At 55.2% G+C, this 15,651-nt stretch carries 12 protein-coding genes; 5 read left to right on the top strand and 7 right to left on the bottom strand.

The features are described from left to right. Positions 1–2 precede the first annotated feature (2 nt). Positions 3–1,667, top strand: a complete 1,665-nt coding sequence (locus IE156_RS08980; RefSeq protein ID WP_189392158.1) for a Na/Pi cotransporter family protein — start codon at positions 3–5, stop codon at positions 1,665–1,667. Positions 1,668–1,780: 113 nt separating this feature from the next. Here the strand turns inward: IE156_RS08980 and polA are convergent, their stop codons facing one another. Continuing rightward, positions 1,781–4,498, bottom strand: coding sequence for a DNA polymerase I (gene polA / locus IE156_RS08975; RefSeq protein WP_189392157.1), 2,718 nt, complete (start codon positions 4,496–4,498; stop codon positions 1,781–1,783). Here polA and IE156_RS08970 point away from each other — a divergent pair. The 4 genes from IE156_RS08970 to hisM all read left to right on the top strand — a co-directional run bounded on the left by IE156_RS08970 (position 4,497) and on the right by hisM (position 7,466). Further along, on the top strand, positions 4,497–5,165 hold the full coding sequence (locus IE156_RS08970; protein ID WP_189392156.1) for an LOG family protein: 669 nt from the start codon (positions 4,497–4,499) through the stop codon (positions 5,163–5,165). The two genes, polA and IE156_RS08970, sit on opposite strands and share 2 nt — an antisense overlap. 102 nt (positions 5,166–5,267) lie before the next feature. Continuing rightward, positions 5,268–6,059, top strand: a complete 792-nt coding sequence (locus IE156_RS08965) for an ABC transporter substrate-binding protein (RefSeq protein ID WP_189392155.1) — start codon at positions 5,268–5,270, stop codon at positions 6,057–6,059. A 16-nt stretch (positions 6,060–6,075) separates the two neighbouring features. Continuing rightward, positions 6,076–6,765: an ABC transporter permease gene (locus IE156_RS08960; RefSeq protein WP_189392154.1), complete on the top strand. Its 690-nt coding sequence runs from the start codon at positions 6,076–6,078 to the stop codon at positions 6,763–6,765. Then, positions 6,765–7,466: a histidine ABC transporter permease HisM gene (gene hisM, locus IE156_RS08955; protein WP_189392153.1), complete on the top strand. Its 702-nt coding sequence runs from the start codon at positions 6,765–6,767 to the stop codon at positions 7,464–7,466. Before IE156_RS08960 ends, hisM begins: the two co-directional genes overlap by 1 nt. Before the next feature lie 73 nt (positions 7,467–7,539). Here the strand turns inward: hisM and IE156_RS08950 are convergent, their stop codons facing one another. The 6 genes from IE156_RS08950 to infB all read right to left on the bottom strand — a co-directional run bounded on the left by IE156_RS08950 (position 7,540) and on the right by infB (position 15,618). Continuing rightward, a complete protein-coding gene (locus IE156_RS08950; protein WP_189392152.1) occupies positions 7,540–7,998 on the bottom strand; it encodes a DUF1641 domain-containing protein in 459 nt (152 codons plus the stop codon). Positions 7,999–8,012: 14 nt separating this feature from the next. Next, positions 8,013–9,203 (bottom strand): NAD(P)/FAD-dependent oxidoreductase, encoded by a 1,191-nt coding sequence (locus tag IE156_RS08945; RefSeq protein WP_189392151.1) that lies wholly within the window; start codon positions 9,201–9,203, stop codon positions 8,013–8,015. A gap of 361 nt (positions 9,204–9,564) precedes the next feature. Then, positions 9,565–11,382 (bottom strand): translational GTPase TypA, encoded by a 1,818-nt coding sequence (gene typA, locus IE156_RS08940; protein ID WP_189392150.1) that lies wholly within the window; start codon positions 11,380–11,382, stop codon positions 9,565–9,567. 3 nt (positions 11,383–11,385) lie between these two features. Next, the gene (truB, locus tag IE156_RS08935; RefSeq protein ID WP_189392149.1) at positions 11,386–12,138 is read right to left on the bottom strand and encodes a tRNA pseudouridine(55) synthase TruB; all 753 of its coding nucleotides are present in this window, start codon (positions 12,136–12,138) and stop codon (positions 11,386–11,388) included. A gap of 33 nt (positions 12,139–12,171) precedes the next feature. Next, entirely contained in the window at positions 12,172–12,585 is a 414-nt protein-coding gene (rbfA, locus tag IE156_RS08930) for a 30S ribosome-binding factor RbfA (RefSeq protein WP_189392148.1), read from the bottom strand. Positions 12,586–12,588: 3 nt separating this feature from the next. Then, positions 12,589–15,618, bottom strand: coding sequence for a translation initiation factor IF-2 (infB, locus tag IE156_RS08925; protein WP_189392147.1), 3,030 nt, complete (start codon positions 15,616–15,618; stop codon positions 12,589–12,591). Between the last annotated feature and the right edge of the window lie 33 nt (positions 15,619–15,651).

Genomic DNA, 15,651 nt, shown 5'->3' with positions numbered 1-15,651 from the left:
CTATGAAAGAAATCTTCGCACTTCTCGATTTCGGGGGTTATATCGCTTTGCTCTTGTGGGGTATCCACATGGTGCAAAGCGGTGTGCAACGCGCCTTTGGGGCAGAACTGGGTATTTGGATGGGCCATGCCCTGGGCCGCCCCAGACGCGCCTTTGTGGCGGGCGCGGCTATTACCGCCGCAATCCAAAGCAGTACCGCCACCGGGCTGATGATCACCAGTTTTGCAGCCACCGGCATGGTGGCCCTGGTTCCAGCCCTAGCCGCCATGCTGGGTGCCAATGTTGGCACAACACTGATTGTGCAATTGCTGTCTTTCAAAATGACGGCCCTGGCTCCTGCCCTGATTCTGCTGGGTGTCTGGCTGTTCCGTTCCCAAGAGCCGGGACGCCGTCGTGATCTGGGCCGGGTCTTTATTGGTCTGGGCCTCTTGCTGCTGTCTTTGCACGAATTGGTGGGATTGTTCTCGCCCATTCAAGACGCGCCCTTACTGCAAACCATTTTGGAAGCCCTGGCGGGCAGCCCCATGACAGGGATGCTGCTAGCCGCTTTACTGACCTGGGCTGCTCACTCCAGCGTAGCTATTGTGGTGCTGATCATTTCCCTGGCCAGCCACCAACATATGGACCCGCAATTAACCTATGCACTTGTACTGGGCGCTAACGTAGGTACAGCTATCAACCCTATTCTGGAAGGCGCCGGCGGCACCAAAGATCCAGCCAACAAACGTTTGCCCATTGGTAATTTGGGTACCCGTGTGTTCGGCTGTTTGGTCGGCATGATCGTCTTGCCCTGGATTCCAAGTTTGATGAGCTGGTTCACCGATGATCCGGCACGGGCGGTAGCTAACTTCCACACCTTCTTCAATCTGGCTGTGGCAGCGCTGTTCCTGCCCTTGCTCAAGCCCTATTCGCGCTTGTTAAGCCGTTATTTACCCCGACGGACCGACCCGGATGACCCAGGTCTGCCTTTGTATCTGGACCAATCTGCACTGGAAGTACCGGCCGTAGCTCTGGGTAATGCCGCACGTGAAGCCTTGCGCCTGTCCGATATGCTGCAGGAAATTCTGGATACTGCGCGCCAGAACATGCTGAACAGCAATGCACAAAGCATTAACCACGCACGCTATATCAGCAACGCCGTCAATCGTCTGGAACCTTTGATCACCACTTATCTGGCTCGTCTGGATCAGGAGAATCTGAGCAAAAAAGACACGCGACGCCTGAACGACATTCTGACTTTCTCCACCAACATCTCGCACGCTGCCACCATTAGCGTGAACGGCTTGCTAAGCCATACGGCCAAGCTGCGTAAACAGGGCTGGACACTGCAAACTGAAGAGCAGGCGGAAATTGGCAAGGTAATGGACCGGCTGATTCGCAACCAGCGTCAGGCAGCGGCCTTATTTGTAGCCGAGGACGTCAAAACGGCCCGTTTCCTGGCCTTTGAAAAAGACTTCTTCCGCGAACTGGAAGTGGCTGCGGCCGATCGCCATATTCGCAAAATCAAGGCGGGCCAGTTGGACTCCGCGGAACAAGGGTCGTTGTATCTGGAGATTTTGCGCGATGTGCGCACTATTAACTCGTATCTGGTCAGCGCAGCAGCCTATCCGATTCTGGCCAAGCACGACGAGCTGCTGCCCAACCGGGTGCGTTCCAACGAGGACTGAGAGGCCCACTAAAAAAGGGGCTTGAGAGTCCCTTCGCTAAGCTGATCCTGTCCCTATGCTCGAAAAAAAAGGCGACCGAATGGTCGCCTTTTCCTTGAGCTTTACGGGAGCCTTTAGTGAGCTTGTTCCCAGTTATCACCCACGCCAACCTCGGCGACCAGCGGCACATCCAGCTTGGCCACATCGCACATCAAACCGGGCAGGTTTTCACGCAAGACATCCAGCTCGTCCTCAGGTACATCAAATACCAGTTCATCGTGTACCTGCATCACCATCTGCGTGCGCAGGCCCTTTTCTTCTAACCAGCGTTGCACCGCCACCATCGCCATCTTGATCAGGTCGGCAGAAGTACCTTGCATAGGCGCATTAATCGCGGCACGTTCAGCACCGGCCATACGCGGCCCTTTCGCGCCCTTCAGTTCGGGCAGCCACAGACGGCGGCCAAACACCGTTTCGACATAGCCTTGCTCGTGCGCCTGGGCCTTGATACGAGTCATATAGCTGGCCACGCCAGGATAGCGAGCGAAGTAACGATCAATATAGGCACGGGCCGCATCACGAGTAATGCCAAGATTGCTGGCTAAACCAAATTCGCCCATACCGTAAATCAGGCCAAAGTTAATCGCCTTGGCAGCCCGGCGCTGGTCAGAACTGACGTCCTTGGCTTCAGTCCCGAAGATTTCAGCTGCAGTGGCTGTGTGCACGTCCCCGCCCTGCTCAAAGACCTGCTGCAAATTGGTATCGCCCGACACATGAGCCATCACCCGCAATTCAATCTGCGAATAGTCAGCAGACACGATCTTGCCCAGTTCAGACACAAAAGCAGCACGAACACGACGGCCTTCAGCCGTACGTACCGGAATATTCTGCAAGTTGGGATCAGAGGAGGCCAAACGACCGGTAATGACGGCAGCCTGCGCATAACGGGTATGCACGCGACCACTATCCGGATTCACCATTTTGGGCAGCTTGTCCGTGTAGGTAGACTTCAATTTGGCCAAGCCACGGTATTCCAGCAAAACCTGTGGCAAGGGGTAATCCTGTGCCAGACGGGTCAAGACATCTTCATCGGTAGACGGTGCACCGCTGGCGGTTTTACGCACAACAGGAATGCCCAGCTTACCGAACAGAATTTCGCCCACTTGCTTGGGGGAATTCATATTGAAGGGCTGGCCAGCCAATTCGTAGGCTTTGTTTTCCAGCTCCAGCATTTTCTGCCCCAGCTCGTGACTTTGGCGTGCCAGCGTAGGCACATCAATCTTGACGCCATTACGCTCCACAATGCTCAGGACATCCGAGGCCTGAATTTCCAGCAGATAAATGCGTTCCAGCCCTTCTTCCTGGGCGACCTGAGGGCGCAAGCACTGATGCAAGCGCAAGGTGTAGTCGGCATCTTCGCAGGCATATTGGGACGCAACCGGGATATCCACCTCGTCAAAACAAATCTGCTTGGCGCCCTTGCCACAAATATCTTCGTACGATGCCCCTTTCAGGCCCAGCCATTGCAAGGCCAGCTCTTCCATGCTGACACGCTTGTGCGACTGCAAGACATAGGCTTGCAACATGGTGTCTTCGCGTATGCCACGCAAACTGACCTTCTCGTTCAGCAAGACATGAGTGTCGTATTTTGCATTGTGCAAAACCTTGGCGGCATCCTTGTTTTCCAGCCAGGGACGCAAGGTTTCCAGCACCCAGCTCTTATCCAGCTGTTCCACATCCAGCGAGCCTCGGTGCGCAACCGGTACGTAAAAAGCCTGACCGGGTTTGACCGATACAGACAAACCCACCAGACGCGCCGTCAAGGGGTCCAAAGAAGTAGTTTCGGTATCCAGGGCCACCAGCTCTGCTTTTTCCAGTACAGCCAGCAAGGACTTGAGCTGCTCTTGCGTCGTGACAGTTTGGTAATCCAGCTCAGCGGGAGCGGCAGGCGTTTCAGGCTGCACACGGGCATCCTGGGCAGGTACACGGTCCGGATCATTGGTCAGCTCGCGCAACCAGTTGCGGAAACCATAGGTTTCGTAGATATCCTGCAATACGGCCTGGTCACGCGGTTCTGGCGTCAAAGAGGCAAAATCGCCCGTGAAACCCGGTACGTCGCAATCCAGCTTTACGGTGACCAGCTTGCGGGTCATTTCAAAATTGGAGCTGAAGTCGCGCAGATTCTGACCGGCCACGCCCTTGATTTTGTCGGCATGCTGCAACAGTTCATCCAGACTGCCGTACTCGCCCAGCCACTTGGCCGCTGTCTTGGGGCCCACCTTGGGCACGCCAGGGATATTGTCCGAGGTGTCGCCAATCAACATCAAATAATCAATGATCTGGTCTGGGCGTACGCCGTACTTGGTCGTGACGCCCTCTATATCCAGCTGCTCGTTGCTCATGGTGTTGACCAGTTGAACATGCTCATTGACCAGTTGGGCCAGATCCTTGTCCCCGGTAGACACAACCGTGTCGATGCCATTTTCTGCCGCCAGACGAGCCAAGGTGCCGATGATGTCATCGGCCTCGACACCAGGCTGGCAAATCAGATGCCAGCCCATGGCCCGGACCGCTTTATGAATAGGCTCTATTTGCACAGCCATATCCTCGGGCATGGAAGGCCGGTTAGCCTTGTATTGATCGTACAAATCGTCCCGGAAGGTGGGGCCTTTGGCATCAAAAACGCATACCATATAGTCCGCCTGATAATCCTGTAGCAAGCGGCGCAGCATATTGATGACCCCGTACAAGGCGCCTGTAGGCTGGCCTTGCGCGTTTCGCAGATCGGGCATCGCATGGTACGCTCGGTACAGATAGCTGGAACCATCAACGAGCAACAAGGTTTTTTTCATGTCTAACAATAAAATCGTCCGTTTACCGGCCTCTGAGCAGATTCCTACCATCATGAAGGAGCTGCAAACTGCGGTCGATACATTAAAAGAAATGGGTGCTGGCGTTAGCGTTTTTGGCAGCGCACGCATCAAACCTGGCCATCCTTATTACGAACTGGCCCAGGAACTGGGCCGTCGTCTGGCCGAAGCAGGCGTCACCCTGATTGCTGGCGGTGGCCCTGGCCTGATGGAAGCAGCCAATAAAGGCGCCTATGAAGCTGGCGGGCAAAGTGTTGGCCTGAATATACGCTTGCCCCACGAAACCACCAACAACCCTTATCAGACTCAAAGCCTGCAGTTTGAATACTTCTACTCGCGCAAGGCGACCTTTTTCATGCACAGCTGGGCTTACATTGCCCTGCCTGGCGGCTTCGGTACCCTGGACGAGCTGTTTGAAGTGATGACATTGGTCCAAACTGGCAAAGTCCCACCTGCACCCATTGTACTGATCGGCACTTCCTTTTGGTCCGGCCTGATTGACTGGATTGGTGAGCAATTGATGGAGCTGGGCCTGATTGGCCCCAAAGACCTGAATTTGCTGGTCCTGACCGACGATCTGGACGAGGTCATGGGCTACATCAACCAGTGCTGCGTCTTGCCTAGGGCGGAACCCGCATTGCCCCAGTAAGGCGTACGGGTTAAATTTGCAGTCTTTCTTCGGCCCTCCATCAGCAGGGCCGAATTTGTATTGAATGCCACAAGCTAGTCGATATTTGCCGGAGTTACCCACATGAACAAGCTACTTGCCCGCCTCCTGATGGTGGCTTTTTGTAGTGTCTTAGCACCTACTGCCCACGCGGCCGGCCCCGCCGAGATCCGCTTTGCCACTGAAGCAGGCTACCCGCCGTTTGAGTATCTGGACCCCAGCGGCGAGCTGCAAGGTTTTGACATCGATATCGGCAACGAGATCTGTAAGCGCCTGGAAACCAAGTGCGTCTGGATCGACCAGTCTTTTGACAGCTTGATTCCCGGTCTGCAGGCCCGCAAGTTCGACCTGGCCAACTCCACCATGACCGCCACTGAGGCACGCGCCAAGGTCATCGACTTTACCGAGCCCCTGTACATCGTGCCGGTTCGCCTGGCAGCCCGTAAAGGCAGTGGCCTGGAGCCGACCGTAGAATCCCTGAAAGGCAAACGTGTAGGTGTACAGCAAGGCACCACCATGGAAACCTATGCCCGCCAGAACTGGGCCAATAATGGCGTCACCATTGTGGCTTACCCCAGCTACACCGACGCCTTCAATGACTTGGCCGGTGGCCGTGTTGACGCGACCTTCCAGGAAGCCCAGAACGCCATCGAAGGCTTTTTGAGCAAACCTGCCGGTGCCGACTTTGAATTGACCGGCAGCACCGTGGACGACAGCCCCATACTGAACGAGCCCATCGCCATGGGTCTGCGCAAAGGCAATAAGAAACTCAAGAAAACCATTGATGAGGTTCTGCGCGAAATGAAAGCCGATGGCACCATGCAGACCTTTGCCGACAAGTACTTCCAAAAAGAAAACATTCGCATCGCGCCCTGACCTGGATATCTGAACCATGTTGCTTTACGGTTATGGGCCGCAGTTGCTGGCAGGTACCTGGGAAACCATCAAACTGGCGGTGCTCTCACTGCTGGTTTCCCTGGTGCTGGGCCTGGTGGCTGCCCTGATGAAACTGTCCCACACCTCGCTGCTACGCTGGGTGGGCGGTTTGTACACCACCTTGATCCGGGGCGTCCCGGATCTGGTCTTATTGATGTTGTTCTTTTTCAGCCTGCAGATCTGGCTGAACGAACTGACGGACTGGCTGGAATGGGACATGATCGAGATCGATCCCTTCGGTGCCGGTGTTGTCACGCTGGGTTTTATTTATGGCGCCTACTTTGCCGAGACCTTCCGCGGCGCCTTGATGGCCATTCCTAAAGGCCAGATGGAAGCGGGCAAAGCCTGTGGCTGGAGCGCCTGGCAAGTGCTGCACCGCATCCAGATTCCACAAATGATGCGCTATGCCCTGCCGGGACTGGGCAATAACTGGCAAATCCTGCTCAAATCCACCGCGCTGGTGTCCCTGATCGGCCTGAGCGATGTGGTCAAGATTGCGCAGAATGCCGGTAACGCGACTTTCAACTCCTTTTTGTTTGTGGGCATCACTGCCCTGATCTATCTGGGTCTGACCGCTGTCAGCAATATCGGGCTGGGCTATCTGGAACGACGCTATAACATCGGCGTGAAAGGAGCGCAGTTCTAATGGATGTATTGAACGAATTCTGGCGCGCCTACCTGTACCAAAGCAATGGTCAGCTATCTGGCTTGGCCATGACCCTGTGGCTTTTGGTGATCTCAGTCCTTATCGGCTTTTTTCTGTCTATTTTCATGGCCATTGGCCGTGTCTCGGGCAAAGCCTGGCTGTCACGCCCTATCGGTGCCTTTACTTATTTTTTCCGTGGCACGCCCTTGTACGTGCAGATCCTGCTGATCTACACCGCCATGTACAAGCTGGCCATCATCAAATCGGTTCCTGCCCTGGAAGCCTTTTTCATGAGTGGCTTCAATTGCATGATTCTTGCGCTGACCTTGAACACGGTGGGCTATACCACCGAGATTTTTGCTGGAGCCATCCGCTCCATGCCACCCGGCGAAGTCGAATCGGCCCGAGCCTACGGCATGTCCGGCTGGACCTTGTACCGGCGTGTGATTCTGCCGCAAGCCTTGCGTCGTGTATTACCTGCCTACAGCAACGAAGTCGTGCTGATGCTGCACGCTACTTCGCTAGCCTTTACCGCCACCGTCCCTGACCTGCTCAAGATCGCGCGTGACGCCAATGCCGCTACCTATCAAACCTTTACCTCCTATGGGATTGCTGCACTGATTTATCTGTGTGTGTCTTTCGTTCTGGTGGGGGCGTTTCGGATTGTGGAAAAGCGCCAAATGGCTTTTCTTAATCACTAAGTACTGAAATGCGTGGGTTCTGAGCACGAAAAAGGGCACCTTTTCTAAGGTGCCCTTTTTCTTTGACAGAGCGTCAATCCTCCATGTGATCCAGGTCCTGATAGCGCATCTGGCGGCCCATCACACCCGCCATCAATAAAAAGAAGGTCAAACCGCGACGCACTTCCGGTTCTTTGGCCAGGCGTATCAAGCCCATCAAAGTCGGTGTGCTCTCCGTCGCCCGCAGTTGGTCCGATGCCATACGGGCGGCATTTCCAACGGACCAGGCGGCTCCTACGCCCTCCTCAAAGCCCTTCATGAGCTTTTCGACCATGTAGTCGTCCGTCATATCCACCAGATCGGCGACCAGGGAAGCAACATCCACCACCCGATTCAAACGCCCACCGGCCAGCAGGGGTTCCAGTTTAGCAATCAACTCGTCCAGCCCCTTGACGCCGGGATCTTCGCCCAGCAGGCTTTCCAGGGTTGATGGTTTTTTCTGAGTCGCACCCGCGTCTTCCGGGTTCAAGGATTTATCCGATACCGAATTCATCTGTCTCTCCTGACTTAGACCAAACCACGGGCCACAGCCCAATAAATACCCCGATTAAAGCCTTTGCGCAGCAAGCCCCCAAGTTTGGTTGGTGGCGTAGGATGCACTTCTTCCGTGTAGTTGTACCAAAGCGGCATCCCCCCCTCCAGCCCCATTTGGGCGACCGCCACCACTCGGCCATCGTATTCGTCGCTGGTACGCCCAAAACGCAGCTCGGAGGCTAGGTTATTGACCACGACCGGCGACTGGTTGTGGCACGAGCCACCCGCCTTACTGATAGGCAGATCCACCGTATCACCCAGCACGTACACATTATCCAGACCCAGCACCTTCAGCGTCTGGTGATCGGTCGGTACCCAGCCTTCGTCATCCGCCGCTTGCGAAATGCCCGAGTTCCGCACGGCGGCTACGGCAGTAATGGGTGGCGTAGCCATCAGAAGGTCATAAGGCTCCTCTCCCCCTTCAGCGGAGTAGGCAATCTTGCGCTCGGGGTCTACCCGGCTCAAGGTAAAGCCACGTTGGTGTTTGATGTCCCGTCCTTCAAAAATAGGCGGCAGGACATGGCAGACCTCGTTCTGCATAAACAGGCAGTTGCGCAGCAGTTGCGAGGTCGTGGGATAGGTGTAGGAAATCTCTACCTTGTCGCGTACACCGCGACGGCGCAGATACTCGTCCAGCATCAGGGTGGTTTCAACCGGAGCGATCCCGCATTGGTGGGGCACGTTATGGGTTTTAGGGAAGGTCACGGTGATCAGAACGCGGCCCTTTTCCAGCTTGCTCAGGCGATCAGCCAGTTGGCGAGCGGGAGCGTGCTGGTAGAAATGGTCGCCGCCCTCTTTCAGACCTTCAATCTTTTCCGGGGATGGCACGCAACCCGTAGACAGCACCAGGTAGTCGTAATCAATTTTCTTGCCGCTGGCGCAATGCAAGCGGCTGGCCGCGAAGTCAAAGCCACTAACCTCTTCCAGCTGAAAATCAATTTCGGGACGTAAAAGAGAAATCTGCGGCCGACGTAATTCATCTCGAAAGAAAGCATCAAAAGCCACGTACATAAAAGCGGGCTTGTAATAATGCCAGGGAGAATTAGACAACATGGTAATACGAACTTTGCCAGATCGAATCTCTGGATAAAGCTTGCCGACCAACTGATTGGCGGTCATCGTACCTCCAATCCCACCACCTACAATCACAATATGCTGCACCATCAGTGTTCTCCTTAAAGGGAAAACTGCGCATAGCAAGCTGAATTAATAAAAATACATTAAAAACAGCAGGATACGCAGTCAGAACTGAGACTTTGCAAAGCGAGCTTGGTAATGCGTCCAACCAGTCTGTATCAAAGCAGCATTAAGCAGAAATTAAAACAGCAGTCTCTTTATTGATAAGCTGCTTAATCAATTTTATTTATCCCTCACCCTTTTCTGATTTTAAAAATTAAGCCGGGGCACTTATAAATGCGCCCCAGCTTTCTACTAGCTTTTCAAATCTGGCCTGACCCTGACAATATAAGATAAAAAAAACGCCTGCATCAAGCAGGCGTTTTCTCGTATCGCTAAACCCGACAGATTAACTGTCGCGTTGGCTGCGACGGCGCTCGTGCTCTTTCAGGTAGCGCTTACGCAGGCGAATGGACTTAGGCGTCACTTCGACCAGCTCGTCGTCATCCAGGAAGTCCACCGCATATTCCAGGCTCATGCGGATTGGTGGAACCAGATCAATGTGCTCGTCCTTACCAGAAGCACGCACGTTGGTCAGTTTCTTTTCCTTAATGGGGTTAACCACCAGGTCGTTGTCGCGGCTGTGGATACCGATGATCATGCCTTCGTACAGGGCATCACCAGGGGACACAAACATACGACCACGATCTTGCAGTTTCCACAGCGCGTAGGCCACGGCATCACCGTCGTCCTGGCTGATCAACACGCCGTTACGACGCTCGCCAACCGTGCCTTCACGCATAGGACGGAACTCGTCAAAGGTGTGGCTCATCAAGCCAGTACCGCGTGTCAGTGTCATGAACTCACCCTGGAAGCCGATCAGGCCACGTGCGGGAATACGGTACTCCAGACGTGTACGACCACGACCATCGGCAACCATATCCTGCAAGTCACCACGACGGCGACCCAGCTCTTCCATGACGCCACCTTGGTGACCGTCTTCGACGTCTACGGTCAGTTGCTCGTAGGGCTCCATCTTGACGCCGTTTTCTTCACGAATCAGCACGCGTGGGCGCGATACGGCCATTTCGTAGCCTTCACGACGCATGCTCTCGATCAGAATGGTCAGATGCAACTCACCTCGACCACACACTTCAAACACGGTGTCATCGTCAGTTTCGTTAACACGCAGCGCCACGTTGGATTTCAGTTCGCGGTCCAGACGATCGCGCAACTGACGGCTGGTCACAAACTTGCCTTCACGACCGGCCAAAGGCGAGGTGTTCACCATGAAGTTCATGGTCAGTGTAGGCTCGTCAATGCGCAGCAATGGCAAGGCTTCAGGTGTAGACGGATCGGTCACCGTGCAACCAATGCCCAGTTCTTCGATACCGTTGATCAGCACGATGTCGCCGGCTTCAGCTTCTTCAACCGATACGCGCTCCAGACCCTTGAACTTCAGGACCTGGTTGATACGGCCTTTGATGATTTCGCCATCAGGACCGAATTTGACGATCACGTCCTGGGCAGCGCGCACGCGGCCACGGTTCACACGGCCTACACCAATCTTGCCCACGTAGGAGCTGTAGTCCAAAGAACAAATCTGCAACTGCAAAGGTGCGTTGACGTCGTCTTCACGCTGAGGCACATGCTCCAGAATGGCGTCAAACAAAGGACGCATATCGCCTTCACGCACGTCTTCGGTCAAACCGGCGTAGCCAGACAGACCCGATGCGTAAATGATAGGGAAGTCCAGCTGTTCGTCAGTAGCGCCCAGTTTGTCGAACAAATCGAATGTAGCGTTGATCGCGAAGTCAGGACGGGCGCCGGGACGGTCAACTTTATTGACCACCACAATCGGACGCAGACCCAGTTCCAGGGCTTTACGAGTCACAAAGCGGGTTTGGGGCATAGGGCCTTCAACCGCATCCACCAGCAACAGCACGCCGTCAACCATGGACAGCACGCGCTCGACCTCACCACCGAAGTCTGCGTGACCGGGGGTGTCGATAATGTTGACGTGGGTGCCTTCGTATTCGACGGCACAGTTCTTCGCCAGAATGGTAATACCGCGCTCTTTCTCGATATCGCCCGAGTCCATGACACGTTCGGAGATATGTTCGTTGTCACGGAACGTACCTGCCTGTCTCAACAATTGATCGACCAAGGTGGTCTTACCATGGTCAACGTGGGCAATAATGGCCACATTGCGCAATGCGCGTCTCATAACTCATCCTTCTGATTGAAGTTTTTTGGGCAAAATCTCGGTAGGCAAGCTCTCGATGGCCAGCAAGGCCGACATCGGGTCTTCCATCGCCTGCAACCCATCCAGGGTGTAGGCATCGTCGATATGAAAAGGTCCTAATTCTGTCCGGCGCAAGGCCGTCAGATGGGCAAAACACCCCAGAGCACGTCCAATGTCTTGCGCCAGGGTCCGGATATAGGTTCCCTTGCTGCAACGTACAAATAAACGCGCCGCATGCGGCGTAAAGTCTTGCACATGCAAATCGTGAATCACAAGATGTCGTGCTTCACGTTCCAGCTCTATACCCTGACGGGCATATTCATACAGGGGCTTGCCGTCGCGTTTGAGCGCGGAATACATGGGCGGCACCTGGGTAATCGGTCCTCGGAAGGCCGGTAATACGGCCTCCAGCGCCTCGAGAGTCACGCCGGCAAATTCTGCCGGAGCCTGGGACACCACATTACCGGTCAAATCACCTGAATCGGTTTCCTGACCAAAAAGTACGGTGGCTTCATAGGCTTTGTCCGCTTCCAACATCGTGGCGGAAATCTTGGTTGCCCGACCAAAACAGCAAACCAGCAGACCCGTAGCAAACGGGTCCAGGGTTCCAGTATGGCCAGCTTTGCGGGCGTCCAGTGTGCGGCGGGCACGCTGCAAGGCGTGGTTGCTGGACATTCCGTCGGACTTGTCCAGTAGTAGCACACCATCAATCAACTGCCCGCGTTTTCGCGTAGCCATTGTGTGTCAATCCGTGAAGAAACAACAGCCGCGTCAGGGCTGTTCGTCTGGCTCGTCCGATGTGGACGCAGAACCAGTCAATTCGCTATCGGCCTGGTTGGCGCTGTCGATGAGCTTGGAAAGCTCCATGCCGCGTTCCAACTGTCGGTCGTGATGAAAATGCAGAGTGGGAACCGTGTGGATGTGCAGCAGCTTGAACAGCAGCGAATACAACCAGCCGGCCTTTTCATTCAAAGCCGCCTGAGCGACTTCGGGCTCGGCGCCCAGCACCGAGTAATACACTTTGGCGTGTGCGTAGTCTGGTGACAATTCCACGCCAGTCAAGGTAATCAGACCAGCGCGAGTCATGTCGATCTCGCGCTGGATCAGGACCGCCAGATCCTTTTGGATCTGGTCGGCTAGGCGCAGGTTGCGCCCTGGGTTTGGTTTGGACTTGTGTCGTGCCATAAATTACAGTGTCCGAGCGATCTCTTTGATCTCGAAGATCTCAAGCTGGTCGCCCACTTGGATGTCGTTATTACCGCGCAATGTGATACCGCAATCAAAGCCGGAACGCACTTCCTTGGCATCGTCCTTGAAGCGGCGCAGGGATTCCAGGTAGCCACTCCAATGTACGACGTTGTTACGCAGCAAGCGAACTTGCGAGTCGCGGCGGACCACACCTTCGGTGACCATACAACCGGCGATGTTACCAATGCGCGACACGTTGTAGACTTCGCGAATTTCAACCATACCGATGATTTCTTCGCGCTGCTCAGGAGCCAACATGCCGGACAGAGCTGCTTTGACCTCGTCAACTGCATCATAAATGATGTTGTAGTAACGCAAGTCGATACCGTTAGCTTCGGCCAATTTCTTGGCACTTTGCTCGGCACGCACGTTAAAGCCAATAACAACCGCGTTGGACGCGATAGCCAGGTTGACGTCGCTCTCGGAGATGCCACCCACTGCGGCGTGTACAACCACCACGCGCACTTCGTCGGTAGACAGCTTGACCAGCGACTGCACCAACGCCTCTTGCGAACCCTGTACGTCGGTCTTGATGATAAGCGACAGTGTTTGTGTGCCCTCACCCAGGTTGTCGAACATGGATTCCAGTTTGGCGGCTTGTTGACGCGACAGTTTCACATCGCGGAACTTGCCTTGACGGAACAGGGCGATCTCACGGGCCTTACGCTCGTCAGCCATCACCACCATTTCGTCACCCGCTGCTGGCACTTCCGTCAGACCCTGGATTTCAACAGGAATCGATGGGCCAGCGGAGCTGAGCGACTTGCCGGTTTCGTTCAACATGGCACGGACGCGACCGAAGGAAGCACCAACCAGCACGCTATCGCCACGGTTCAAGGTGCCGCTTTGAACCAGGATAGTTGCCACAGGGCCACGGCCTTTATCCAGGCGGGCTTCAATAACAGTGCCCTTGGCAGGTGCGTCAACCGGTGCTTTCAGCTCCAGCATTTCGGCTTGCAGCAGGACGTTTTCCAGCAGTTCGTCAATGCCCTGACCGGTTTTGGCCGACACAGGAATAAAGGGCACATCGCCACCGTATTCTTCAGGAACGACTTGCTCGGCAACCAGTTCTTGCTTGACGCGCTCTGGATTGGCTTCAGGCTTATCAATCTTGTTGATTGCAACCACCAGAGGCACACCAGCAGCGCGGGCATGGTGAATCGCTTCACGAGTCTGTGGCATCACGCCGTCATCAGCAGCCACGACCAGAATAACGATGTCGGTTGCCTTGGTACCGCGAGCACGCATGGCCGTAAAGGCTTCGTGACCGGGGGTATCCAGGAAAGTGGCCATGCCACGATCTGTTTTAACGTTGTATGCACCGATGTGCTGTGTAATACCACCGGCTTCGCCCGAAGCGATCTTGGCGCGACGGATGTAGTCCAGCAACGAAGTCTTACCATGGTCAACGTGACCCATCACGGTAACCACTGGAGCACGTGGCTTCAGTTCGGCATCGTTTTGAGCGTCGGTATCAACCAGGAAGGCTTCAGGATCGTCCAGCTTGGCGGCAATCGCTTTGTGGCCCAGCTCTTCGACCAGAATCATGGCCGTTTCCTGGTCCAGAACCTGGTTGATGGTGACCATCTGGCCAAGCTTCATCAAATGCTTGATAACCTCGGCTGCCTTGACGGCCATCCGGTGAGCCAGATCGCTGACCGAAATGGTTTCAGGCACGTGCACTTCACGGGCAATGAATTCTGCCACTTGCGGTTCGCGACGATCAGCCTGAGCGTTACGACCACCACGGCCACCCTTGCCACGACCGGCTTTGGAATTGGATTTCCAGCCTTCACGACCACCACCGGCGCCAGCAGAAGCCACATCAGCCTTGGAAGGCTGCTTCTTGCGGCTAGCATCGCTGGTCCAGCCAGGTGTGCTATCGGTCTTGACCGGTTTGCCTGGAACCTTATCGGTTTTCGCGCCCTTGACGTCTTTCTTCTGAGCGCCCTTGGCACCCGCTTTACCGTCAGCCTCGGGCTCAGGAGCACGCAAGACTTTACGAGGACGGTTCAACATATCGCGCAAGGCGGCGGCTTCTGCTTCCGCTGCTTTACGAGCGCGGTCACGATCCTGGTCTTGCTCCAAATCGGCAGCAACAGGCGGAATGACCGGGCCGCGCACGGCACGGCGCTGACCTGTAGCGGCCATATCCCGAGGTTTTCCAGTCGAGGTGGGCGCTTTAGTCCCTTGAGGGTGCTGATTTTTATTCACAGAGTTAGCTTGACGGGCGTCGTTCACAGATTTAGTAGGTTCCACAGGTTTTTCTTGAGCCTGAGGAGAGGGGGCCGAATCGGCCTGGTCCTGGGCAGGAGCAGCAACAGCTTCGGTGGACTCCGATGCAGCAGGTGCTTCTTGCTGAGGCTGTGGCTCGGGTTGGGATGGGCTTTCCTGAGCAGCCACAACGGGCTCCACAGGAGCAGCAGGTTCAGGCGCGGGCTCAGCAACAGGAGTCGGTTCGGGTGCAGCGGTCACGTCGGATTCAGGCTCAGGTTTGGATTCGACGGGGACTTCAACCTTCACAGGAGCGTCAGGAGTTGCTGCAACAGGTGCTACGGGCTCGCTTGCAGGCGCAACAGGCGCCTGTTCAGCAGCCGTTGCTTCCTGACTGGCCGCCAGGGCCTGAGCATTTTCCTGTGCCAATGCCGCATTGGCTTCTGCCACCAGCTCGGACGGATCACGCTTTACAAACACACGTTTTTTGCGTGTTTCCACCTGAATTGTGCGGGAACGACCCGACCCGTCATCCTGACGAATCTCCGATGTTTGACGGCGAGTCAGGGTGATTTTATTACCTTCCTGACTGCCGTGCGAGCGGCGCAACGATTCAAGCAGCTTCGCCTTATCCGAATCAGTGATGGCGTCATCAACTGATTTGAGCTCAATACCTGCGCTACGCAACTGTTCCATCAGAACATTCGCAGGCATTTTCAGTTCTTGAGCGAACTGGGCGACAGTGTTACTCGACATTCGACTCTCTCTTGCTTTACTACAACTATTCTT

It is taken from the genome of Alcaligenes pakistanensis (genome assembly GCF_014652815.1).
Classification (GTDB): domain Bacteria; phylum Pseudomonadota; class Gammaproteobacteria; order Burkholderiales; family Burkholderiaceae_B; genus Alcaligenes; species Alcaligenes pakistanensis.
Note: the sequence above shows the minus strand (reverse complement) of the source record. Positions and strands in the feature narration are given on the sequence as shown.

What these genes read in the sequence shown, in the direction of transcription:
- hisM (WP_189392153.1), top strand. Translation starts at nt 6,765, where the DNA reads ATGGATGTATTGAACGAATTCTGGCGCGCCTACCTGTACCAAAGCAAT.
- rbfA (WP_189392148.1), bottom strand. Translation starts at nt 12,585, where the DNA reads ATGGCACGACACAAGTCCAAACCAAACCCAGGGCGCAACCTGCGCCTA.
- IE156_RS08970 (WP_189392156.1), top strand. Translation starts at nt 4,497, where the DNA reads ATGTCTAACAATAAAATCGTCCGTTTACCGGCCTCTGAGCAGATTCCT.
- IE156_RS08950 (WP_189392152.1), bottom strand. Translation starts at nt 7,998, where the DNA reads ATGAATTCGGTATCGGATAAATCCTTGAACCCGGAAGACGCGGGTGCG.
- IE156_RS08980 (WP_189392158.1), top strand. Translation starts at nt 3, where the DNA reads ATGAAAGAAATCTTCGCACTTCTCGATTTCGGGGGTTATATCGCTTTG.
- IE156_RS08960 (WP_189392154.1), top strand. Translation starts at nt 6,076, where the DNA reads ATGTTGCTTTACGGTTATGGGCCGCAGTTGCTGGCAGGTACCTGGGAA.
- truB (WP_189392149.1), bottom strand. Translation starts at nt 12,138, where the DNA reads ATGGCTACGCGAAAACGCGGGCAGTTGATTGATGGTGTGCTACTACTG.
- IE156_RS08965 (WP_189392155.1), top strand. Translation starts at nt 5,268, where the DNA reads ATGAACAAGCTACTTGCCCGCCTCCTGATGGTGGCTTTTTGTAGTGTC.
- infB (WP_189392147.1), bottom strand. Translation starts at nt 15,618, where the DNA reads ATGTCGAGTAACACTGTCGCCCAGTTCGCTCAAGAACTGAAAATGCCT.
- IE156_RS08945 (WP_189392151.1), bottom strand. Translation starts at nt 9,203, where the DNA reads ATGGTGCAGCATATTGTGATTGTAGGTGGTGGGATTGGAGGTACGATG.
- typA (WP_189392150.1), bottom strand. Translation starts at nt 11,382, where the DNA reads ATGAGACGCGCATTGCGCAATGTGGCCATTATTGCCCACGTTGACCAT.
- polA (WP_189392157.1), bottom strand. Translation starts at nt 4,498, where the DNA reads ATGAAAAAAACCTTGTTGCTCGTTGATGGTTCCAGCTATCTGTACCGA.